Annotated in this window: 19 protein-coding genes; 11 read left to right on the forward strand and 8 right to left on the reverse strand. The window is 66.3% G+C overall.

Annotated elements, in window-relative coordinates:
• The 5 genes from AKN83_RS23960 to AKN83_RS40655 all read left to right on the forward strand — a co-directional run bounded on the left by AKN83_RS23960 (window position 1) and on the right by AKN83_RS40655 (window position 3,560).
• Entirely contained in the window at window positions 1-1,752 is a 1,752-nt protein-coding gene (locus AKN83_RS23960; RefSeq protein ID WP_050406120.1) for an OmpA family protein, read from the forward strand.
• Window positions 1,752-2,252 carry a Rab family GTPase gene (locus tag AKN83_RS23965; protein WP_050406121.1) on the forward strand — a complete coding sequence of 167 codons (501 nt, stop codon included), beginning with the start codon at window positions 1,752-1,754 and terminating at the stop codon, window positions 2,250-2,252. Before AKN83_RS23960 ends, AKN83_RS23965 begins: the two co-directional genes overlap by 1 nt.
• 280 nt (window positions 2,253-2,532) lie before the next feature.
• Window positions 2,533-2,937, forward strand: coding sequence for a DUF3597 domain-containing protein (locus tag AKN83_RS23970; RefSeq protein WP_050406122.1), 405 nt, complete (start codon window positions 2,533-2,535; stop codon window positions 2,935-2,937).
• 77 nt (window positions 2,938-3,014) lie between these two features.
• Entirely contained in the window at window positions 3,015-3,293 is a 279-nt protein-coding gene (locus AKN83_RS23975; protein ID WP_050406123.1) for a hypothetical protein, read from the forward strand.
• A gap of 90 nt (window positions 3,294-3,383) precedes the next feature.
• Complete coding sequence (locus AKN83_RS40655) at window positions 3,384-3,560, forward strand: hypothetical protein (protein ID WP_172803602.1); 177 nt, start codon at window positions 3,384-3,386, stop codon at window positions 3,558-3,560.
• Between the two features lie 53 nt (window positions 3,561-3,613).
• On the opposite strand, the gene AKN83_RS38480 is transcribed toward AKN83_RS40655, so the two are convergent.
• The 3 genes from AKN83_RS38480 to AKN83_RS24000 form a co-directional block, all read right to left on the reverse strand.
• Window positions 3,614-5,743 carry an Ig-like domain repeat protein gene (locus AKN83_RS38480; protein ID WP_244522072.1) on the reverse strand — a complete coding sequence of 710 codons (2,130 nt, stop codon included), beginning with the start codon at window positions 5,741-5,743 and terminating at the stop codon, window positions 3,614-3,616.
• Window positions 5,744-5,987: 244 nt separating this feature from the next.
• Window positions 5,988-6,806, reverse strand: coding sequence for a class I SAM-dependent methyltransferase (locus tag AKN83_RS23995; RefSeq protein ID WP_050406127.1), 819 nt, complete (start codon window positions 6,804-6,806; stop codon window positions 5,988-5,990).
• Window positions 6,793-7,257 (reverse strand): Rrf2 family transcriptional regulator, encoded by a 465-nt coding sequence (locus AKN83_RS24000; RefSeq protein ID WP_050406128.1) that lies wholly within the window; start codon window positions 7,255-7,257, stop codon window positions 6,793-6,795. The genes AKN83_RS23995 and AKN83_RS24000 overlap by 14 nt, the downstream gene beginning before the upstream one ends.
• 278 nt (window positions 7,258-7,535) lie before the next feature.
• Between AKN83_RS24000 and AKN83_RS24005 the strand changes: the two genes are divergently transcribed.
• The gene (locus AKN83_RS24005; RefSeq protein WP_050406129.1) at window positions 7,536-9,611 is read left to right on the forward strand and encodes a tetratricopeptide repeat protein; all 2,076 of its coding nucleotides are present in this window, start codon (window positions 7,536-7,538) and stop codon (window positions 9,609-9,611) included.
• Between the two features lie 39 nt (window positions 9,612-9,650).
• Here the strand turns inward: AKN83_RS24005 and AKN83_RS24010 are convergent, their stop codons facing one another.
• Window positions 9,651-11,381, reverse strand: a complete 1,731-nt coding sequence (locus AKN83_RS24010) for an ATP-dependent Clp protease adaptor ClpS (protein WP_050406155.1) — start codon at window positions 11,379-11,381, stop codon at window positions 9,651-9,653.
• Here AKN83_RS24010 and AKN83_RS39855 point away from each other — a divergent pair.
• The 4 genes from AKN83_RS39855 to AKN83_RS24025 all read left to right on the forward strand — a co-directional run bounded on the left by AKN83_RS39855 (window position 11,380) and on the right by AKN83_RS24025 (window position 16,008).
• Complete coding sequence (locus tag AKN83_RS39855) at window positions 11,380-11,670, forward strand: hypothetical protein (RefSeq protein ID WP_157113530.1); 291 nt, start codon at window positions 11,380-11,382, stop codon at window positions 11,668-11,670. The genes AKN83_RS24010 and AKN83_RS39855 overlap by 2 nt on opposite strands.
• 39 nt (window positions 11,671-11,709) lie before the next feature.
• Window positions 11,710-14,049 (forward strand): mechanosensitive ion channel domain-containing protein, encoded by a 2,340-nt coding sequence (locus tag AKN83_RS24015; RefSeq protein WP_050406130.1) that lies wholly within the window; start codon window positions 11,710-11,712, stop codon window positions 14,047-14,049.
• Between the two features lie 224 nt (window positions 14,050-14,273).
• A complete protein-coding gene (locus AKN83_RS24020; protein WP_063695495.1) occupies window positions 14,274-15,374 on the forward strand; it encodes an LLM class flavin-dependent oxidoreductase in 1,101 nt (366 codons plus the stop codon).
• 79 nt (window positions 15,375-15,453) lie between these two features.
• Window positions 15,454-16,008, forward strand: a complete 555-nt coding sequence (locus AKN83_RS24025) for a flavin reductase family protein (RefSeq protein WP_050405958.1) — start codon at window positions 15,454-15,456, stop codon at window positions 16,006-16,008.
• Window positions 16,009-16,198: 190 nt separating this feature from the next.
• Here the strand turns inward: AKN83_RS24025 and AKN83_RS24030 are convergent, their stop codons facing one another.
• The 3 genes from AKN83_RS24030 to radC all read right to left on the reverse strand — a co-directional run bounded on the left by AKN83_RS24030 (window position 16,199) and on the right by radC (window position 21,299).
• Window positions 16,199-18,064, reverse strand: coding sequence for a sigma-54-dependent Fis family transcriptional regulator (locus AKN83_RS24030; RefSeq protein ID WP_050405960.1), 1,866 nt, complete (start codon window positions 18,062-18,064; stop codon window positions 16,199-16,201).
• A 236-nt stretch (window positions 18,065-18,300) separates the two neighbouring features.
• Window positions 18,301-20,415, reverse strand: a complete 2,115-nt coding sequence (gene glgX, locus AKN83_RS24035) for a glycogen debranching protein GlgX (protein WP_050405961.1) — start codon at window positions 20,413-20,415, stop codon at window positions 18,301-18,303.
• Between the two features lie 170 nt (window positions 20,416-20,585).
• Entirely contained in the window at window positions 20,586-21,299 is a 714-nt protein-coding gene (radC, locus tag AKN83_RS24040; RefSeq protein ID WP_050405962.1) for a RadC family protein, read from the reverse strand.
• 121 nt (window positions 21,300-21,420) lie between these two features.
• On the opposite strand from radC, the gene AKN83_RS24045 reads away from it, so the two are divergent.
• Window positions 21,421-22,140 (forward strand): DNA-3-methyladenine glycosylase I, encoded by a 720-nt coding sequence (locus tag AKN83_RS24045; protein WP_050405963.1) that lies wholly within the window; start codon window positions 21,421-21,423, stop codon window positions 22,138-22,140.
• Between the two features lie 13 nt (window positions 22,141-22,153).
• Here the strand turns inward: AKN83_RS24045 and map are convergent, their stop codons facing one another.
• Window positions 22,154-22,978 (reverse strand): type I methionyl aminopeptidase, encoded by an 825-nt coding sequence (gene map / locus AKN83_RS24050; protein WP_028340441.1) that lies wholly within the window; start codon window positions 22,976-22,978, stop codon window positions 22,154-22,156.
• Window positions 22,979-23,051: the final 73 nt, after the last annotated feature.

Below are 23,051 nucleotides of genomic sequence, written 5' to 3' on the forward strand. Positions count from 1 at the left end.
ATGGCAGCTGCTGCCGGCCAGAATCGCGAGATCGAGCAGCTCAGGACATTGCTGTTTCAGCCCGAGGCGACGCGTCTGAGCTCGCTCGAGGCCGATCTCGACTCGCTGCAGCGCTATGTCGGCAACGCCGATCGCCTGGAGACGGCAACCGCCGGCATTCTGGTCGAGGCGCTGGAGCGCGCCGAGGTCAACCGGCCGCGCGAGCTCGCCACCGCGATCGCGCCGGTCGTGGTCTCCGCGATCCGCAGCGAGATCAGGAATTCGCGCGAGGCGATGATCGAGGCGCTCTATCCGATCGTCGGCCGGCTGGTCAGCGCCGCGGTCGCGAATTCGTTCCGGGAACTGGTTGCCTCGCTCGAGCAGCGCATCAATGCGCTGACCTCGGCGCAATTGTGGGTCGGGCGGATCAAGTCGCTGGTGACGGGACGTCCGATCAGCGAGTTCGTGCTCGCCGACAGTCCGCCGCAGATCAACCGGCTCCTGATCATCGAACGCGGCAATGGCCGCCTGATCGCCGACTGGAAGCGCGAGGCGAGCGCCGACGAGCGCGCCGACCTGCTCAGCGCCATGGTTGCGGCGATCCTCGAATTCTCCGTGCAGGCGCTGGCCGGCGAAGGCAATCTGCAGACGCTCGATTTCGGCGGACGGCAGCTTGCGCTGCGGGCCTCGCCCCGCTTCATCCTGGCGGCGGAGTGCCTGGGACCGCTGCGCCCGGCCGACAATGCCAGGATCAACTCGCTGTTCTTCGATGCGATCGAGCGCATCGACCGCGGCGCGGATTGCGATGGGCCGATGCTCGCCTCGCTCGCAACGGCGATCGAAACCGACGACACACCGCAACGGATCGCGAGCCGGCGCGGCAAGGTGATCCTGTTTGCCATGCTCGCGGCCGTGGCCGCGCTGCTGCTCTGGTTTGCCGCGACCTCGCTGTCGCGCGCCCTTTTGGAGCGGCGGACCCATGCCGCGCTGGAGCAGCTCGCCGCGAAGCAGCCGTTGCTGGCGACCTTCCCGCTGCGGCTCGCGTTCGATCACGGGAGCCGAAGTGTGGCCGTGTCGGGCATCGAGCCGAGCCAGTTGGAGACGGCGCCGGTGATCGACGCGCTCGCTGCGGCCGCGGCGCCCTACAAGGTGGTCGACCGCATCGGGCTGGTGTCCACGCCGGGCCAGGCCGCGGCATCGCAGGTCGGCATTGCAAGCCTGCAGCAGAGCCTGACGCGGCTGCAGGCGAGCCTCGACCAGATGCGCGAGGCGATCGGCGCGCAGGCGAAGTCGGGCGACGAGAAATATGCCGGGTTGAATGCGCAATACAGCAAGCTTGGCGAGCAGTCCGCGAAGCTGGGCGAGGAACTTGCAAAACTGCAATCGGTCGTCGAGGGCCCGGCCGCGCGTCTCGATCGCTTCATCGCCACGACCGCGATCTTCTTCGTCAACAATTCGGATGAGTTCCTCGACGACGCCCGTGCCGAACCGCAGTTGCGCGAGCTTGCCGGGCTGCTGGCGAACAACGATCTCAGGGTGCGCGTCGTGGGCTATGCCGATCAGAGCGGCACCGAAGGCACCAACAAGACGCTGGGGCGCAAGCGGGCGGAGCAGGTGCAGCGCCGGCTGACCGCGCTCGGGGTCGATCCGGCGCGACTGATTTTGGTTTCGCGTGCCGCGACGATACCGATCACCGACCGGCTCGACGCGACCGTCGGCGGCAACCGCCGCGTGGCGTTCGAGACGGTTTACCGAGGCGAAGTGGCCCGCTGATGCTCACCGCAAAGGTCATGCTGCTCGGCGATATGGGGGTCGGCAAGACGTCGATCCTCTATCGGCTGATCTACAACCGGTTCGAGGGCCAGTACAAATCGACGCTCGGCGTCGAGATCCTGAGCCACGACGTGGCGCCGGCCGATGACAGCGACCCGATGCGCCTCGTGCTGTGGGACACCGATGGGGATTTCGGCACCCAGATTTTCGATACGGTTTATGTCACCGGCGCATCCGCCGCCATCATCGTATCCGATGTCACGCGGCCGCAGACCGTGACCCGCATGGTCGAGCTGGTCCGCGGCTTCGAGGAACGATTCCCGGGGCGGCCCTACCGGGCGCTGCTCAACAAGATCGATCTGCCGGAAGCTGCCGGCAGCGTCGGCGCGATTGCCCAGCTCGCCAAGTCGAGCGTCAAACCGGTCAGCGCCAAGACCGGCGTCGGCATTGCCGAATGCTTTGCCGAACTCGCCCAGACCATTCGTCGGCGCCAGCTCTAGTTCAGATAGCTTCGCGCAGGTTTGTGTCAGCCGTCCCGACTTCTCGGGGCTGGCGAATCGGGCCGGGACGGCTGACTTCATCGCACGTGGGGCGTACGATGAAACACGCGCGACATGCGGCGCATCACCGCACGAATCTCTCCCCGACTGCACCACGCCGTCCCACACTCCGATAGTGACGATGGTCATCTTCCACTCGGCCAATGGCCTGCCTATCGTCCACCCGTCACTGGAACCAGTCACGGGCCAACGGTGTCCCGGGCGCACGGAGTGAGAGATCATGAGCATTTTTGGAAGCATCATGGGTGCAATCTTCGGCCACGGCGCCCAGGCCAAGACGGCTGAGAGCACCACGGCCGCCGCGCCCGGCACTTCGCCGGCTGCGCCCTCGGCGTCAACCGCTGCATCCTCCGCGCCCGCCGCGCAAACCGTCGACGTCGCAGCGATCGTCGACAAGGCGGCGGCTGCCACCGGCGAGAAGCTCGACTGGCGCACCTCGATCGTCGACCTGATGAAGGCGCTCGGCCTCGACAGCAGCCTTGCTGCGCGAAAGGAGCTCGCCAAGGAGCTGCACTACACCGGCGATACCAACAACACCGCCACCATGAATGTCTGGCTGCATCAGCAGGTGATGGCCAAGCTCGCCGCCAATGGCGGCAAGCTCCCGGCCGACATCAAGACCTGATCGCCGCCGCGAGCCGTGCGCGATGTTTGCGTCGCGCACGGCTCCGAACCACGTGTATTGCGTGAGGAGCAGTTGTGATGACCCCATCTCATCTTGCCATCCTGAACAGGCCGCGGACCGGCATCGTTGCCGCTTCGATCGGCGCGGGACTCGGCCTTGCGGCAATGGCGATGGGCATCGCCGTCGCCCGCGCCGATAGCGCCGGCGAGGAGCCGCGGTCGGCGAACGCGGATGCCAGCGTGCAGCGCGCTGCGCAGAACCTGCCGCCGGCGCGGGTCATCCTGCCGGCGCCGTGGGAGCAGGCCGCTCCCGCGCAGCCGGTCGCAGCACCGGCGAATCCGGCAGCTCACAAATAATCTTCGCGCCTTCGTCGCGGCCGGCGATCAACGCATTGCGTAACGGTCGTTGCGAATGGCCAGCACGCCGCCCAGCTCTGGAGCCTCGCCATGCCAGAACAGGTCAGGTTGCCCCGAAAATTGTCTCAGGAGCCCGGCGGTCCGCCGTCGCTGCGGCCGAGCCATCGGCGGGTCATCGAGGATCTCGACCGCTGGGCCAACAGCCCCGGCCTGCAGCCCCCGAGCGACGGAGAGAAGCCGGGCGATGACATGCGTCAGCGCACGTAACGAGTCCCCCGATGGACCCGCATCGCGCGGATGCGAGCCGGTGCCGTGTTCAATCAGTTGAACGGCACACGTGCCCTGGCCGAGAACGTCCAGATCCGGGCGGCGCTGCCGAGGCCGCCATACTCCGCGCCGAGGCCGAGCATCGTGCCGCCCGCGAGCCGCGTGTTCAGCCCGCCGCTGACGCGGGCCGACCAGCCCTCCAGCACCAGCGTCGGGTTGATCGGGATGCCGCTTACGGCCAGCGCCGCGGCATCGTCCCTGCTGAAATAGTAGTCGCCAAAGACGCCGAGATAGGGCGTGACCACCGCGGCGTCGATCGTTGCCAGCGGATAGCTCAGCTTGACACCGCCGGATGCGCGGCCGGTGACGAAGTCGCGCGCCGTCTGCAGCGTGCCGAGCGTGTCCACATAGGCATTCTCATGCTCCCACAGCGCGTAGAGGCGCGCGGACGGCTCGATCACGAGGCTGCCCATCTTGTAGCTGCCGGTCAGCCCGGTCGCGAACATCCAGCGGTCGCCGTTGAAACTACCCTGCGCCGTTCCGGCGAGGCCATTGTAGCCGATCTGCGAGAAGGTCACGGCGGCGTCGTAGCGCAGCGCCGGCGTGATCATCCAGCCGAGATAGGTCCCTGCGGTCCAGCCGTCGCCGGTCAGCTTTCCGTTGATGTCCTGGGCCGTGTAGTTGAACGTCTCATAGCCGGCGACGGCGCCGACCAGGAGGTTGGGCATCGCCCGGTAGGTCAGTCCCATCAGCGCATTGAGCTGGCTGCCGTAGATCGACGAGCCCGTCGTGCCGACGCCGGGCGCAGCCGGCGACGACCAGCGGTCGATGCCGCTGCCCCTGACGTCGATCCAGAACTGCCAGTCGCGAGCCTCGCGCGTGGTACTGGACTTTGCCTTGGTCGGCATCTGCTGATCGATCGTCGCGAACGCATTGTCGATCCGTGAATTGCCGCCGCTGCGTCCGGCTGCGTCCGAGTTCCGATCGGAGGCGTACGCATTGCGATTGCCCGTGTCCGCCTGCCCCACCCCGTCTGACGGATCGGCCGCGAAGTTGAAGCGCATGCCAGCGCCACTTGGCGTCATGAAGCTGCCGCCTTCGCTGAATCCGTCCGAGATCGCGTTGTCGATCGCACCTGAGATCGCCTGGCCGGAGTTCTGCGCCACCAGCTTGGTGATGTCGATCTGCAATGCCCGCAGCTTTACGCTGTCGGTCGGGACATTCACACTTTGCACCAGCGCCGGCGAGGTGCTGGCATTGAACGCGCCGCTGCCGGCATAGCTCGCCGTGATGGTGTGGCTGCCGATCTTGAGCGTCGCGATCGAGAAGCTCGCCGTGCCCGCCGCGAGCGTCGCGGTGCCGATCGGCGATCCATTGTCGCTGAAGGTCACCGTGCCGGTCGGCGTTCCCGCCGGGGCGGTGACGTTCGCCGTGAAGGTCACCGATTGGCCAAGGCTGCTCGGATTCTGCGACGAGGTCAGCGCGGTCTGGGTCGTCGTTACGGCTGTGAAGGTGAAGCGGTCCGCCGCCGATGTCGCCGAGGTTCCGACTGCCGTCGTCACCGTGATATCCACCGTTCCCGTTCCCGCCGGCGAGGTCGCCGTGATCTGGGTGCTCGAATTGACGGTGAAGCCGGTTGCATGGGTTGCGCCGAACGTCACGGCCGTCGCAGCGGTCAAGCCTGTGCCTGTAATGATGACCGTCGTTCCGCCGCTGGTTGGACCTGCGGCCGGCGAGATCGATGTCACCGTCGGCGCGGATGCCACGTAGGTGAATTGATCCACGGGAGACGTCAATGATGTCCCGGACGGGTTGGTCACGGTGACATCGACCGTGCCGGTCCCGGCCGGCGCGACGGCGGTGATCCGCTCGCTCGAATTGATGGTGAAGCTCGTTGCGTTGACGGCGCCGAAGCGCACCGCGGTGGCTGTGCTGAAACTGCCGCCCGAGATGGTGACGGTGGTGCCGCCCGCGGCGGGACCTGATGTCGGGGAGATCGAGGCCACCGCCGGCGCCTGCGCGCTGGCCGCGGCGACCGAGCCGAACAGTGCGGCGGCGACCAGGACGAGGCCGCAGCCGGCGCGTCGCGCGATCGCCGTCAACGGCAGTCTGGTGCGAAGCTCGGATGCATGGCGCGAGGCGGCGAAGCGGAAACCAGTCCGCGCAAAGTTGGCAATCGGCAACAACGGCAACCCCCGTCGCGCCCGCCTGCAGCAGGCGGTGCAGATCTAAAAATACGGGATTGTTGTAGTACGCGGTTCGCGGAGCGGTTCGCGGAATCTCCGCGCGCATCCGCTTTTGTGGCGCGCCGTTGCCGGGCCGCTACGTCATTGCGCAATCTGAGAAGGCGTTGGCGCGCGCCATGGTTGCGATGTCGTGATCGTGCGGCGGGTTCTTTTCATTCAGCGCACGTAAAGCAGATGATGGTCAGGGCCGCAGGGCCGTCGCGATCAGGGCGGTCGAGGGAATCGCGAAGACATCGCCGACCCGCCCGCGCTCGATTTCGGCGCGGAAGGCGCGCGCGACCGCAGCACTCTGGTCCGCGTCGAGCCCGCTCCAATGCGGCATGAACTCGAACAGCTTGTCGACGTTGGCAGGATTGGCGACATTGAGCTGGAAGTCGTGGGTGATCTCGGCGACGACAGGATCGGAGAAGCCGGCAGCGATCACCGCCGCGGCGAGGCGGGTGGGGTCGGCGAGCTCGGCGAGGCCGGTGCAGGGCATCGGCGTGAAATTGTCGGGATAGAGCCGCCGGATGATCTGCGAGAGCAGGAGATACACCGCGGCGCCGTCGGCGCTTTTCCACACCGCGATCGCCGCCGATCCGCCCGGTCGCGTCACCCGCGCCATCTCGCGCAGTCCGGCGCGCCAGTCCGGAAACAGCATCACGCCGAACACCGACACCGCCGCATCGAACGCGGCATCCGGCAAATCAAGCGCCTGGCCGTCCATCTGCCTCGCTTCGATATTCGCCACATCGTGCGCGCGGACCCGTGCCACCATGCCGGCGGAGAAGTCGATCGCGGTGACGTCGGCGCCCCTGCGCGCGGCGGCCAGCGCCGCAGCACCCGTACCGGTGGCGACGTCGAGCACCTTCGATGATGGACCGATCGGGAGCATCGCGACCGCGGCCTCTGCGAAGTGTGTCGTGAACGGCTGCGACTGCGCCTCGTAGGTCGCGACCATCTTGTCCCAGTGCGCGGGATCGTCGAACGGAAGCGGCTTCGCCTGGTCACTTGGCTGCATGAATCTGGTCCTCGAGGCTTTGCTTGTGTTTGGCGAGCCGGCGCTCGAAATCCTTCGCGAGCGCGTCGAGCGTCACCGCGCCGAGGCGCTTCAGGAAGATCGCCTCGACCTCGCGAAACGTGCTTGACAGCGCATCGTTGACGGCCTGTTCGACCAGGCAGCCGGGATTTTCCGAGCGATGGCCCATCGCGACGATGGTGGGCGCGCCGACCGCGCGATAGATATCGGCGAGCGTGATGCCGGCAGGATCGCGCGCCAGCGTCCAGCCGCCGCCATGGCCCTTCTCCGAGCGGACCAGGCCTTGCTCGCGCAGGCCCGCCATCACGCGGCGGACCACCACCGGGTTGGTGGCCATCGCCTGCGCAAGCTGCTCCGACGTGACCGGCTCGCCGGCTCCGATCATGTGGAGGAGGCCGTGCAGGACGCTCGATAGACGGCTGTCGCGTATCATGTAACATCATATGTTACATGATGGAGGTCGGCGTCAAGAGGGCTTTCCTTCGCCCTGAAGAGGGAAGGTCGGAATGGGAGCCCAGCCGCATGCACCGCTGATCGCGGAGAGACCTGATCCCCACCCGCTTTGCTCTGTGAGCAAAGCGACCTCGCCACTCCAAAGGGGGACAGGAGAGCAATCGGCATTTGCGTGCCGGATTTGGCGGCGTCGCCCGTTTAATCCCCATCGGGGTCTTGAGAGGCTAGGGCGGTATCGTGGGCAGTGCTGTTGATCGGATGTTGCTGGATGCGGTGGCGCATTATGGCGCGGGCCGCGCGACGGAGGCCGGCACTTTGTGCGGTGACATCCTCAGCGCCGATCCCGACCATATTCCGGCGCTGCATCTGTCCGCCGTCATCGCCTTCGTGACCGATCGCGCCGCTGAGGGCGCGGTGCTGCTGAACCGGGTGTTCAGCCTCGATCCGCATCACGGACCGGCGTTCGCCACGCTCGGCGATGCGCTCGCCGTGAAGGGCGAGCACGAGGGCGCGGTGGCGGCGTTCCAGCGCGGCGTGGCGCTGCGGCCGAAGGATGCCGGCCTGCAGATCAAGCTCGGCGTCGCGCTGTGCGAGTTGTCGCGTTTCGGCGAGGCCGAGGCGGCGTTTCGTCGCGCCATCGCACTCGATGGCGGCCTCACGCGGGCGCGGTTCAACCTTGCCGTTGCGCTGGCCGGGCAGCAGCGGCCGGTCGAGGCGGAGCAGGCCTATCGCGAGGTGATCGCGCGCGATCCGGCCTATTGCGGTGTCTGGCTCAACCTCGGCAATGCGTTGACCGATCAGAAAAAGCACGACGCCGCCGCCACGGCCTATCGCCGCGGGCTAAGCACGGACCCTGACAATCCGGGCCTGCACAGCGGCCTCGGTGCGGCCCTCTACCGCCTGGGCCGGCTGGAGGACGCCGTCCTGCACTATCGCCGCGCGATCGCACTCGATCCCGACAATTTCGCGCCGCGGCGCCTGCTGGCCATGGTGCTGCACGAACTGGGTGAGCGCGAAGAGGCTGTCCGCATCTATCGGCAGGTCTCGGCCCGCGATCCGTCCGATCACGTCATCCTCAACAATCTCGGGGCCTGCCTGTTCGAGCTCGGACAGGTCGACGACGCCATCGCCTGCGCCGAGCTGGCGCTGGCGCTCAAGCCGGACTATGCCGCCGCGCACACCAACCTTGGAATCATCTTCGAGGCGCAGAACCTGGTCGAGGCCGCGGTCGCCGCGCATCGAAGGGCCATCGAGCTCGAACCCAACTACGCCAAGGGCCACGCCAATCTTGCGGTCGCGCTGCGCAATGCCGGCGAGATCGATGCGGCGCTGGTGGCCTCGCGCCGCGCCATCGCGCTCGATCCCGAACAGCCGCTGGCGCATTACAACCACGCCCATTTCCTCCTGATGAACGGCGAGTTCGAGGAGGGTTTTGAAGAATATCAGTGGCGCCGCAAGACCAAGATGCTCAGCGAAGGCGACCCGGTGTTCGACGAGCCGGAATGGCAGGGTGAGCCGCTGGCGGGACGCACGCTGCTGTTGTTTGCCGAATACGGGCTCGGCGACGCCATCAACTTCGTCCGCTATGTGCCGATGCTGGCGGGCAAAGGCGGCCGGATCATTCTGCAGGTGCAGCCGGCGCTGGTCGCGCTGCTGCAGCCGATGCTGCCCGACGTCGCGGTGTTCGCCCGCGGCGAGCCGTTACCGCCGTTCGACCTGCAACTGCCGCTGCTCAGCCTGCCGCGCATCTTCCGTACCACCGTCGAGACCATCCCGGCCGCCGTGTCCTATCTGCAGGCGGATGCCGTCAAGCTGGCGCGCTGGCGCGAGGCGCTCGCCGGCGAATCGGCGCTGAAGGTCGGCGTGGTCTGGGCCGGCAATGCCAGGCACAAGGGCGACCGCCAGCGTTCGCTGCCGGCGGATGCCGTGCTGCCGCGGCTGGTCACACCGGGCGTGCAGCTCTACAGCCTGCAGAAGGAGCCGCGGCCGGACGATGCCCCGGTGCTGCGGCGCCTCGGTGCCGATATCGTCGACCTCGCGCCGACGCTCGGCGATTTCGCCGACACCGCGGCGGCCGTCTGCGCGCTCGATCTCGTCATCGCCGTCGATACCTCGGTGGCGCATCTCGCCGGCGCGCTGGGCCGCCCGGTCTGGATGCTGTGCCCCTATGCGCTCGACTGGCGCTGGCTGCGCGATCGCGCCGACACGCCCTGGTATCCGACCATGCGGCTGTTCCGCCAGGACAGGCCGCAGGCCTGGGAGGGCGTGCTGACGCGGATGTCAGCCGAGCTTGCGCGCGTTGCGAAAGGGGAGCGGGAGGTGTTGCTGCCATAGGCGTCGCGCGGCTGACGACCAGCCGAGGCTTCCGGTTAGTCACGTCGCGCTCATTCCCTGCGCACCGCCGAGCAGCTTCGCGTTGAGCCGGCCGCCGTCGAACAGCATTTCACTGATCGCGCCGTCGAGGTCGGAAGTCGTGACCGCCCCGCCAGCATCGCTGATGATGCTGGCTTGGGCGAGACGGCGCATCAGCTCCTTGATGAAGGCGGCGCTGACGCCTTCGGTGCGTCGCACGGCCTCGTCGATGACGGGCTGTTCGAGCGACAGGCCCTTGCCGTAGAGCCGGATCAGCTTGTCGCGTCCGGTCTCGTCGGGCAGCGGCACCTCGATCGCCTGGTCGATGCGGCCGGGCCGGCCGGCCAGTGCGCCCTCGAGCTCTTCGGGGCGGTTGGTGGTCAGCAGGAACAGGATGTCGCAATCCTCCTTGAGGCCGTCCATCTCGTTGAGCAGCTTGTTGAGCAATGATTCCTCGCACGGTCCGCCCATGTCTTCGCGGTCGCGCGCGATCAGGTCGACATCCTCGATCACCACCATGGTCGGCTGCAGCAGCCGCGCCAGATTCATGTAGGCGCCGAGCAGGCCGACCTGTTCGGCGGTGATGATCAGTGTGGTGTGATCCCGCAGGTTGGTGGCGAGATAGCGAATGGTGTGGGTCTTGCCGGTGCCGGGCGGGCCGTAGAGCAGGATGCCCTTGCGGGTCGACTGGCCGAGCTTGCGCAGCAGATCGCGGCTTTCGACGAAGCCGAGCACATTGCGGTCGAGCAGCCGTAGCGTCCGTTCTGGCAGGATCACGTCATCGCGGGCCACCGTCTGCAGCCGATGCACGGTCACGCCGCGGGCGCGGCCGCGATAGTCTGCGGCATTCTCCAGCGACAGGATCTTGCCGCGATAGGATCGTGCCGCATGCACGGCAGCTTCCAGCTCGGCAAAAGTCCGCTGCACCAGGCTGTTTCCGGCCGCGCCCGCGGGCACCGCAAGCTCGATCCGCAAGCCCGGCTCGCTCTGATAATCGCGATGGTAGCTGAGCAGCACCGCGTAGCGCAGCTCGTCGGTCTGGCACAGCCACAAGCCATTGGTGAGGCATTTCACCGGCTCGGACTCGCCGACGTCGACGTCGTGATACTGCGGGGGGGCGATCGCTGGTGCGTTGCGGCTGTTCTCCATCAGCGCGGCGAAGGCCAAGGTCTCGTAGCGGTGTTCCTCATGAAGGCCGAAGAAATGGATCGGCGCGTCGAACAGCCTGTCGATCGCGATCTGAACATCGGCACGCATGTGACCGGGAAACTGCCGCGACCGGGTCAGGATTTGGTTGCGCGGCACTCCGGCAAAATGCCAATCGAGTGCTATAAAGGCATATCTGAACTCCTCGCCCGGCAGTTTTTCCGAGCTGGCCCTGGCGGCGAGCAAGCAGTTGCTGCACAGGCAGACCGTCTTGCGGAAGAGAAAGACATCGGTCACGGGTTCCAGTGAGCCACAGAGGTTGCACGGCCGCGCCGCGTCGGCAGCCTCCGTCGTGATCGTTAACGGATGGCCATTGCTGCGGATCAGTTGCTGCGCGGACTCCAGCAGGGCTTGGGCCACAGGTGCTGGATAGGGACCGCATGCGATTCCGTTCTGGGCCTCGATCCGTGCGGTAGCGGCAACCGCCTCTTTCCGGGATTTGCCGAATACCGTGCGTAGCAGGTTGCGGATGAATTCTATCGGTGTCTCGCTGTCGTCGTGAATGAAGAGCCTGATCGGGCCGTTCTCGGCAAAGACGTCGTGCATGATCACCTCGAAACGCAATCGGAAACAAACAGAACAAAATAAGAACATCATGGCCGCGGGCCTGCGTCAAGCGAAAGATTTTGTCGCCTCATCCCTGACGTGTGATGTGCCGCTCGGCGGGCTCAGCCGGGAACACGCTTGCATGCGTAAACGCCGTTCAACACTTGTGAAGATCGTGTTGCGGCAAATGCCAAGAGATGGTCGTCGCAGCGGCAAACTTCCGACACATCATCAAGGCGAAAAGGGGCGATCCAACATGGCGCGAGCGCGAGAGCAGAGTCCTTCCTAAGGATCTGCGGTTGCGCAATTATTTTAACAAGAGGCCCTCGTGCCGTACAAACTTCGCTTTGCGATCCTTCTCGTCCTCGCCCTGTTCGTCTCGCCCGCGCTGGCGCAGCCGGCCGCCAAGCCGACGCCGCCGCAGCCCGTGACCGGCGACACACTGACGCCGGAGCAGGCGAAGCGCGCGCTCGACACGCTGCAGGATGACAAGAAGCGCGGCGAGATCATCAACACGCTGCGCGCCATTGCCAAGGCCTCGCCGCAGGCGGCCGCGGAGCCGGCGTCGGAGCAGCATTCGCCGATCCCGCTCAGCGCGGACAGCCTCGGCGCGCAGCTTCTACTGATGGTCTCGGAGCAGGTCGGCGAGATGTCGCGCGAGGTCGCCGACGTCGCGCGGACGCTGACGCATTTCCCGGCGTTCTATTACTGGTTCGTGCGCACCGCCAACGATCCGGCCGCCTACGGCCTCATGATCGATATCGCCTGGAAGCTGGCGCTGGTGTTCGGCTGCGCGCTCGCCGCCGAATGGGTGGTGTTCCGCCTGATCAAGCGGCCGGTCGCGTTCCTCGAAGCGCGGCTGCCGCAGACCGCGCGTGTGCCGGTGCAGGCGCTCGCGAGCGCCGATCCGCCGTCGTCGGTTACCGACGTCACGCCGGAGGGCGATCTGCATCGCCGTCGGCTCAGCCTGGCGCGTGCCTGGCAGTCGCTGATCCGGCTGCCCTTCGTGCTCGGCCGCCTGCTACTCGAATTGCTGCCAGTGGTGGTGTTCGGTGGCATCGCCACCGCGCTGCTCGGCACCGAGATCGGCGACCAGTCGACCACGCGGCTGGTGATCCTCGCCGTCGTCAACGCCTATGTCTTCTCGCGCGTGCTGATCTGCGCGGTGCGTGCGCTGGCGGGACCGTTCGGCCTGATCCGCGTCCGGGCCGAGACCGCGGCCTATATCGAGATCTGGGCGCGGCGCATCGTCGCCGTCGGCGTCTCCGGCATCGCCTTTGCCAATGTCGCGCTGCTGCTCGGGCTGCATCGCGCCGGCTATGCCGCGCTGCTCCGGCTGGTGATGCTGGTGGTGCATCTCTTCGTCGTCGTCATCATCCTGCAATGCCGCCGCCAGGTCGCCGACGCGATCCGCGCACCGGCCGATCGCACCGGCCTCGCCGCGCGGACGCGCAACCGTCTCGCTTCGCTCTGGCACGTGCTGGCGATCGCGCTCGATCTTGCGCTGTGGGCAGTGTGGGCGCTCAACATCCGCAACGGCTATTCGCTGCTGCTGCAATATTTCGTCGGCACCGTCGCGGTGCTGCTGGTCACCCGGCTCGTCACCATGGTGGTGCTGAGCCTGATCGACCGCGGCTTCCGCATCAGCCCGGACCTGATGCAGCGCTTCCCGGGGCTGGAGACCCGCGCCAACCGCTATCTGCCGCTGCTGCGCAAGGTGGTCACCGCGGTGATCGCGCTGATCGGCTTCGTCGCGCTGCTCGAAGTCTGGGGCGTCGACGCCATCGTCTGGTTCTATGGCGGCCAGATCGGCTCCCGCCTGATCTCGGCGCTGGTGACGATCGGCATTGCCGCGTTCGCCGCGGCGGTGATCTGGGAAGTCGCCAATGCGCTGATGGACCGGCAGATCGATACGCTGTCGCGCGAGGGGCATTACGCCCGCGCCGCGCGGCTGCGCACCTTCCAGCCGATGCTGCGTACCGCGCTGTTCTGCATGATCGTAGCTGTCGTCGGGCTCACCGCGCTCAGCGAGATCGGCGTCAATGTCGCGCCGCTGCTCGCCGGCGCCGGCATCGTCGGCATCGCGATCGGCTTCGGCTCGCAGAAATTGGTGCAGGATCTGATCACCGGGCTGTTCCTCCTGATCGAGAACACCGTGCAGGTCGGCGACACCGTCACGGTGTCGGGCCTCTCGGGCGTGGTCGAGAACGTCTCGATCCGCACCATGCGGCTGCGCGCCGGCGACGGTTCGGTCCATGTGGTGCCGTTCAGTGCGGTGACGACGATCACCAACTCCAGCCGCGGCGCCGGCAATGCCGCGGTCAGCGTCAACGTGTCCTACAAGGAGGACACCGATCGCGCCGGCGAGGTGCTGAAGGACATCGTCGCCCAAATGCGCCAGGAGACGGCGTATCGCGCGTTCATCCGAGGCGACCTCGAATTGTGGGGCGTCGACAAGGTCGACGGCTCGGTCGTGACCATCGTCGGCCAGATCCGCTGCACCGATAGCGGCCGCTGGGCGGTGCAGCGCGAGTTCAACCGGCGCATGAAGCGCCGCTTCCAGGAGGAGGGCATCGAGATCGCCTCGATGGGCCAGACCATCCTGATGCAGCTTCCCGCGCCATCGGAGCCGGATGCCAACAAGCTGCCGCGCCGGGCCGCGGGCTGATCCGCGACACCGCATGCTGTCTCATCGTTGCGACAACGTCTCGCGACGATGAGACGGCAAGAGCTTCGCCGGGCCCGAGGGACGGCTTGCACGTGGCCGAAAACGCTGCCTTTCGCTTCTTCTCCTGCGATTCCTCCGCTGGCACAGCGCTTGCTCAACGCATCTTCGAATGCGCGGCAAGACGCATTGCATGACTAAACCTCAAGCGAAGGAAGGAAACGCACATGGAGCTTGGCTACTTCACCATGCCCTCGCATCCGCCGGAGTGCGGATTGAAGGAGGGCCACGACTGGGACCTGCAGACGCTGCGCTGGCTCGACGAGCTCGGCTATCAGGAAGCCTGGATCGGCGAGCATCACACCGCACCCTGGGAGCCGCATCCGTCGCCCGATCTGCTGGTCGCGCAGGCGCTGCTGCAGACCAAGAATCTGCGCATCGGGCCGGGCGGCTTCCTGCTGCCGTATCATCACCCGGCGGAGCTCGCCAACCGCGTCGCGATGCTCGATCACCTCTCGAACGGCCGTCTGAACTTCGGCGTCGCGGCCTCCGGCCTGCCGAGCGACTGGGCGATGTTCAATGTCGACGGCATGTCCGGCCAGAACCGCGACATGACCCGCGAGGCGCTCGAGATCATCCTGAAGATGTGGTCCGAGCCCGGACCCTGGACGCACAAGGGCAAGTACTGGACGGTGAGCAAGCCGGACACGATGTTCGACTTCCTCAAGCCGCACATCAAGCCTCAGCAAGCACCGCATCCGCCGATCGGCGTCGCCGGCCTGTCGAAGAATTCCGACACGCTCAAGCTCGCCGGCGAGCGCGGCTTCATCCCGATGAGCCTGAACCTCAACCCGGCCTATGTCGGCAGCCACTGGGACTCGGTGGAAGCCGGCGCCGCCAAGACCGGCCGCAAGCCGAGCCGCAGGGACTGGCGGCTGGTGCGCGAGGTGTTCGTGGCTGATACAGACGAGGAAGCGTGGAAGCTCTCGACCGGCGACATGATGGGCCGGATGATGGGCGAGTACTTCCTGCCGCTGCTCGGCCACTTTGGCTTCAAGGATTATCTGAAGCACGCCCCCGACGTGCCCGACAGCGACGTCACCGTCGAATATTGCGCGCGCCGGAATTGGATCGTCGGCTCGCCTGCGACGGTCACCGAGAAGATCGAGAAGATCTACCGGGAGGTCGGCGGCTTCGGGGTCCTGTGCGTGTTCGGCTTCGACTACAAGCACAAGCCGGAGGCTTGGCGGCACTCGCTGGACCTGCTCAAGAACGAGGTGATGCCGCGGCTGAAGCATCTCGGCGCCGAGTTCGAGAAGGCTGCATGACAGCTGCGCGGGGTGCGGGGCTTGCCTCGCACCCCCTGTCGCATATCTTAGACGGAGCTGATCTATGGGGTTTTGCGGCATGACGGTCGACGCACAGAGTTTCAAGCAGGCGATGCGGCACTGTGCGGGCGCTGTCGCGCTGGTGACGGTCGGCCGCGAGGCTGGACAGCGCACCGGCCTGACGGTGACCTCGGCCTGTTCGCTGTCGGACAATCCGCCGTCGGTGCTGGTCTGCGTCAACCGTAATGCCAGCGCACATGAGCGCATCCGCGCCGAGCGCCATTTCGTCATCAACTTCCTGAACGAGGACCACGCGCTGCTTGCGCTGACCTTCTCCGGCCAGAAGGGCGTCAACGGCGACGACCGGTTTGCGTTCGGGCGCTGGACCACCGGCGCCACCGGCGCCCCGGTGCTGGAAGATGCCGTCGCTGCATTTGACTGCGTGCTGGCGCAGGAGCTCGAGACCAAGACCCACTCGATCTTCATCGGCGAGGTCCAGCATGTCCGTGCCGTGACCACGGTCGATCCGCTGATCTATTTGCGCTCCGGCTTCCAGAGCGTGCGCAACATCCATGATCCGATCACGCTCGGCGACGTCGATGCCCGCCGCGTCAGCTGGAACGAGTTTTCCTGAAGTCGGGGGCGGTTGAACGCGGTCGAGCCGCATTCGCACCGGCACGGGCGCGCTTCGCCCACGCTGTATCCACCGGCCTCGTATGCCCGCAAATATGGTTCAACATCCGCAGCACCCGAGCCTGCCCACCACTTGCCCGAGCGATCGATGGCCATACGATGCCCGCGCGGGTTCGCATAGCTATCTTGCTCTAGCCGTCCAGCCCGATCTTCAACGCCTTGATCTTCCGGTACAACGTCGCGCGGCTGAGCTTGAGTGCTTTCGCCGCGTCGTTCACCCGGCCGCCATTGGCGCGCAGCGCCTCGACGATCGCGGCGCGCTCGGTCGCCGCATGATCGGCCTCCATCGTGCGCGCGCCGAACGGCGGCAGATCGAGATCGGCCTCGGTGATGACGCCGCCCTCGGCGGTTGCGCCTGCGAGCCGCAGCACGTGGCGGAGCTGGCGCATGTTGCCGGGGAAGGGATAGGCCATCAGCTGCGTCCAGGCCTCGGTCGAGATGCGGCAGTGCGGGGCTTCTTCGTCGGCGATCTGCGTGATGATGTCCCTGCGGTCGGCGCGTTCGCGCAAGGCGGGCAGGCGGATCTCCATGCCGCGCAGCCGGTAATACAGATCGGAGCGGAAGCTGCCGTCCTCCGCCATCTGCGCCAGGTCGCGATGGGTGGCGCTGATCAGGCGGATGTCGACGGTGACCGGCTTCAGCGCGCCAAGCGGCCAGACCTCGCGATTCTCCAGCACGCGCAGCAGCCGCGTTTGCAGCGCCAGCGGCATGTCGCCGATCTCGTCGAGGAACAGCGTGCCGCCGGAAGCCTGCACGATCAGCCCCTTCGATCCCTCGCGCCGCGCGCCGGTGAAGGCGCCGGCCTCGTAGCCGAACAGCTCGGCGTCGATCAGGCTTTCCGGCATCGCCGCGCAGTTCAGCGCGACATAGTTGCGGCCGGCGCGATTGCTCGCGGCGTGGATGGCGCGCGCGAACACATCCTTGCCGGCGCCGGTCTCGCCACGCAGCAGGATCGGCAGATCGAGATTGCCGACCGTCATCAGCCGCTTCACACCCTTGACCAGCACGGGATCGCGGCCCGCAAGCCGGTGCAGGCCGGAAAACTGTCCGTCCGGCACCTGGCGTGACGGTGCCGGCAACGGCCGGGGGACACGCGCGCGCACCGGTGGCGCCACGCGGCCGCGGCCCCATGGCGTGCCGTCCGCCCGGCGCAGCGCGACCGGCTCGTCCGCGGCACGCGTCGCACCATCGTCCAGCTGAATCAGATGCGACAGATCGATGCCGTCGTCGATCATCGCGTCCGTCAGGCCGAATACGCCGCGCGCGGTGCGGCAGGCGCCAACCACGCGGCGGTCGTCGTCATAGGCGAGCATGCCGTGCCCGTCGCCGGGCAGCGTCGCGATCCAGGAGGTGCGGTAGCGCCGGCGGAAAAACGCCTGCTCGATCCGCCGCGTCGCGTCCGTGGTGACGGCGAGCGCCAGCTCATGCGAGCTGCGGCCGAGATCGCTGCGGCAGGAGGAGATGTTGACGGCGCCGGCCAGCCGCCCGGCGTGGTCGAACAGTGGCGATACCGCGCAGGTGAACATGTGCCACTGCTCACGGAAGTGCTCGTCGCCATGCACGATGATCGGCCGCTGCTCGGCCAGCGCGGTGCCGAGCCCGTTGGTGCCCTCGAAGGTCTCGGCGAAGTTCGAGCCGGTGTAGATCTTCCATTCCAGGAACATTCGCGCGTAGTCGCCCCCGGGCAGCCGGCTCACCAGCATGGTGGCGTTGGGATCGGCGAGGTTGACGCAGTAGCCGGCGTCGTGGAGCACGCGGGCGAGATCCTCGAGTTCCGGAATCGCGACCTGGATCAAATCCTCCATCGGCTCGGCGATGTGCCGGACCTCGGCCTCGGTGAGGGTCTGCGGCGGCCCGCGCCGGGCTGGATCGAGGTTGTGATTGACCACGCAGCGTCGCCAGGACGCGGCAATCCGCGCCTCGGTGTCGATGCTGGCCATCTGATTGGCCGCCGACAAAACACGGGCGACGTGATTTGAGGCCGAAAGATTGGCCATCCAGAGGTCTCCACCCTGAATTTTCGGCGAAGTCTGGCAGCCCGACGGCGAATGTCAATTGGCCGACGGGGTCGCGGGGAAGGACCTTGGAGCGGTGAGGGCGCCATTCTCGCCGTCATTCCGGGGCTCGCGAAGCGAGAGCCCGGAATCCATTGGTCCGCAGGTTCAATGTTTAGATGGATTCCGGGCTCGGCGCTGCGCGCCGCCCCGGAATGACGAGGGTGGTAGCGGCGCGACTACCTCACCTCGCCGGCCGTGAGCAGCACGAACGAACGCCCGGCCACCTTGTACGTGCTATCGAACGCGAACTGCGCACCCGCCGCCTCCTCCGGCGCATTGGTGTCCACGAGCAGCGACCATTGCGGCCCCGCCGACATTGCCGGCAGCTTGAAGTCGACGTCGCCCTCAAAGCTGTTGAGGATCACGAGCACAGTGTCGTCCTCACCAGTGCGGGCGATTGCAGTCTTGCGCGCGCGGCCGTCGAGCACGACGCCGAAGCACTTGATCCAGCCGGTGGTCCAGTCGGCCTGCGTCATCTCCACGCCCGAGGTGCTGATCCAGACCACGTCGCGGATGTCGAGCTGCGGATCGCGATCGCCGGAGAGGAAGCGGCTGCGGCGCAGGATCGGATAGTCGCGCCTCAGCTTGATCATCCGCTTGGTGAAGGCGAGCAGCTTCTCGGCGTCGCCGGACAAATTCCAGTCGAACCAGGAGATGTCGTTGTCCTGGCAATACGCATTGTTGTTGCCGCGCTGGGTGCGGCCGAATTCGTCGCCGCCGAGCAGCATCGGCGTGCCCTGCGAAGCCAGGATCGTCGCCAGCATGTTGCGCTTCTGGCGTTCGCGCAAGGTTCGGATCTCGGGGTTGTCGGTCGGGCCCTCGGCGCCGCAATTCCAGGAGTGGTTGTCGGACGAGCCGTCGTTGTTGTGCTCGCCATTGGCCTCATTGTGCTTGTTGTTGTAGCTCGCCCAGTCGTTCAGCGTGAAGCCGTCATGGGCGGTGATGAAGTTGACGCTGGCCCAGGTGCGCCGGCCCTCGCGGTTGAACACGTCATGCGAGCCGAGCAGCCGCGGCGCCAGGCTGCCGGGCGCCGCCTCGCCGCGCCAGAAGTCGCGCACGGTGTTGCGGTACTTGTCGTTCCATTCCGCCCAGCCCGGCGGAAAGCCGCCGACCTGGTAGCCACCGGGACCGCAGTCCCAGGGCTCTGCGATCAGCTTCACGGTCGTGAGCAGCGGGTCCTGGTTCATCGCCTTCAGGAAGCCGGACTGCTCGTCGAAGCCGTAGACCTCGCGCGCCAGGATGGTGCCGAGGTCGAAGCGGAAGCCATCGACATGCATGTGCCCGGCCCAGTAGCGCAGGCTGTCCATCACCAGTTGGATCACCCGCGGATGCGACAGGTTCACCGTGTTGCCGGTGCCGGTATCGTTGATGTAGTAGCGCCGCTTGTCCGGCAGCAGCCGGTAATAGCTCGCATTGTCGATGCCCTTGAACGACAGCGTCGGGCCGCGCTCGTTGCCTTCGGCGGTGTGGTTGTAGACGACGTCGAGAATGACTTCGAGCCCGGCGCCATGCAGCCGCGAAACCATCTCCTTGAATTCGCGCAGGCTGTTCGGCACGTCGGCGGCATAGCGCGGGTCCGGCGCGAAGAAGCCGATCGTGTTGTAGCCCCAGTAATTGGTGAGGTGCTTGTCCAGCAGGGTGCTGTCGTTGATGAAGGAATGCACCGGCAGCAGTTCGACCGAGGTGATCCCGAGCGCCTTGAGATGATCGATCGCCGCACTCGTGCCGAAGCCGGCATAGGTACCGCGCAAATGTTCGTCGATGCCCGGATGCTGTTTGGTAAAACCCTTGACGTGGGTCTCGTAGACGATGGTCTCGTCCCAGTGCACGTCCTGCCGCTGCGCTTCCTGGACCCAGTCGAAATTGGGATCGACCACCACGCATTTCGGCATGTACGGCGCGCTGTCGCGCGCGTCGAAGGTCAGATCGTCGCCGGTTTCCATCTTGTAGCCGAACACCGCCGGATTCCAGGTCAGGCTGCCGGCATGGGCGCAGGCATAGGGATCGAGCAGCAGCTTGTTTGGGTTGAAGCGGTGTCCGCCGTCCGGCTGGTAGGGGCCGTACACGCGATAGCCGTAGAACGTGCCGGGCTGCACGCCGTTGATGAAGCCGTGAAACACCTGGTCGGTATATTCCGGCAGCTGGAAGCGATGGGTCTCGCGCTCGCCGTCGAACAGGCAGACCTCGACCTTGGTGGCGTTTGCGGAAAACACCGCGAAGTTGGTGCCGTGGCCGCTCCAATGGGCGCCCAGCGGATAGGGCAGGCCTTCCTCGATCACGAAATCGGACATCGGTCCCCCAAAGGCTGGAAGCCATCAATTCAACCTGCAACAAACGCCGCCACGCGGAAAACGTTGCATTGGTGATTTTAGCGGTAGTTGCCGATGATCAGTATGACGGTCGGTTCTTGCCGAGTGTTGTGGCTGCGCCGGGACGACGGCGGCGGGTTTTCAGTGCAATGTCAAATCAGCCGCATGCCCTTGAAGCTGGTATGCCCGTTCTTGCCGACGATGATGTGATCGTGCACGGCGATCCCGAGCGGTTTCGCGATGTCGACGATCGCCTTGGTCATCTGGATGTCGGCTTGCGACGGCGTCGGGTCGCCGGAGGGGTGGTTATGCACCAGGATCAGCGCGGTCGCGGACAGTTCCAGCGCGCGCTTGATCACCTCGCGCGGATAGACCGGGGTGTGATCGACAGTGCCGGTCTGCTGCACCTCGTCGGAGATCAGCTGGTTGCGCTTGTCGAGGAACAGCAGGCGGAACTGTTCCTTGTCGGCGAACGCCATGCCGCTCCGGCAATAGTCGATGACGTCGTTCCACGACGACAGTGCGATGCTGCGCCGGATCTCGCCCCTGGCGATCCGCCCCGCGGCCGCGGCGAGCAGCTTGAGCTGGTTGATCGAAGCATCCTTGACGCCCTCGACCTCGCGCAGCCGCGCCACAGGCGCATGCACGACCTCGGCGAACGAGCCGAACTTCTTCAATAGCGCTTTCGCCAACGGCTTGGTGTCGCGGCGCGGGATGGCCGCGAACAGCGCCATCTCCAGCAGCTCATAATCGGTCAGCGCGTCCGGCCCCGCCGCATAGAAGCGCTCGCGCAGCCGCTCGCGATGGCCGTGATAATGCGGCGTCTCGTCGGCCTCGTCGTGGCTGGCATCGGGCTTGGCGGGCATCGGCCACAACCATGCCGTGCCTGCCGCGATTTGCAAGAGCCGATGCAATGTCCGGTTTGCCACGATACGACGGGCGAATTACCGTGGGCTGCAACGTTCAGGATCAAGAAGGGGGAGCGGCGTGACACCGTTCAAGGTGATCCGCGCACGCGCCGAGAAGCGCAAGGGCGGGCCGAAGGCGTTGGAGAAACTGCTGCGGCCGCCGGCCGGCGCCAAGGCGCTGGCCAAGCTCGGCGACGACCGCGTGCTCGCCGAGATGACCAAGCGCGTGTTCTGCGCGGGTTTTGCCTGGAGCGTGATCGACGCCAAATGGCCGGGCTTCGAGGAGGCGTTCCTGGGCTTTCAGCCCGCTAAGCTCGCCTTCAAATCAGATGAATTCTGGGAGAAACTGACCAGCGACGTCAGGATCGTGCGCAACGGCGCCAAGATCATGTCGGTGCGCGACAACGGCCGCTTCGTACAGGAGATCGCGCGCGAGCACGGTAGTTTCGGCAAATTCCTCAGCGCCTGGCCGTCATCGGATGAGGTCGGGCTGCTGGACCTGCTCGCCAAGCGCGGCAGCCGGCTCGGCGGTAACACCGGGCAGATGCTGCTGCGTTTTCTCGGCTGGGACGGCTTCGTCACCTCGCGCGACGTCGTTGCCTGCCTGCGCGATGCCGGGCTCGATATTGCCGAGGAGGTCAAGTCGAAGCGCGATCTCGCCAAGGTGCAGGCGCAGTTCAATGCCTGGGCCGAGGAGACCGGGCTGTCCTATCTGCATCTGTCGCGGATCTGCGCGATGTCGGTCGGCGAGAACCACACGGCGGAGGAGATCGTCGCGCGGACGCGGAGCGACTATTGAATCTCGTCGAGGATCACACCTGCACCCACGGCTTCTCGCCGTGGCGCTCGGACAGCGTGAAGATCTCGACGCCGTCGGCGGTGACGCCGACCGAGTGCTCGAACTGCGCCGACAGCGAACGGTCGCGGGTCACCGCGGTCCAGCCGTCGGACAGGATCTTCACATGCGGCTTGCCGAGATTGATCATCGGCTCGATGGTGAAGAACATGCCGGGCTTCAGCGGCGCGCCTTCACCGGGGCGGCCGATATGGATGATGTTCGGCTCGTCGTGGAACAGGCGGCCGAGGCCGTGGCCGCAGAAGTCGCGCACGACGCTCATGCCTTGCGGCTCGACGAAGCTCTGGATGGCGTGACCGATATCGCCGGTGGTGGCGCCGGGCTTCACCGCGGCAATGCCGCGCATCATCGCCTCATAGGTCACCTCGATCAGCCGCTCGGCCTTCCGCGCGATGGCGCCGATCGCATACATGCGGCTGGAATCGCCGTACCAGCCGTCGACGATGAAGGTGACGTCGACATTGACGATGTCGCCTTCCTTCAGCGGCCGGTCACCCGGCATGCCGTGGCAGACCACGTGATTGATCGAGGTGCAGGTCGAGTAGCGATAGCCGCGATACATCAGCGTCGCCGGATACGCGCCGTGGTCGAAGGCGAATTTGCGCACGAACTCGTCGATGACCGAGGTCGGAATGCCCGGCTTGACGATGTCGGTGAGCGCATCGAGGCATTTCGACACCAGCGCGCCCGCCTTGCGCATGCCGGCAAAGCCGCTCGGTCCGTGCAGCTTGATCTGGCCGGTCTTGCGAAGCGAGGTGTCGGTGGCGTCGATATAGCTCATGGGCGGGTTGTTTCTGCGGGCAAGGGGCTGATTTCAGGCTCTAATTTAATGATCGGCGCGCGAGGTGCAAGCC

Source organism: Bradyrhizobium embrapense (assembly GCF_001189235.2).
Taxonomy (GTDB): domain Bacteria; phylum Pseudomonadota; class Alphaproteobacteria; order Rhizobiales; family Xanthobacteraceae; genus Bradyrhizobium; species Bradyrhizobium embrapense.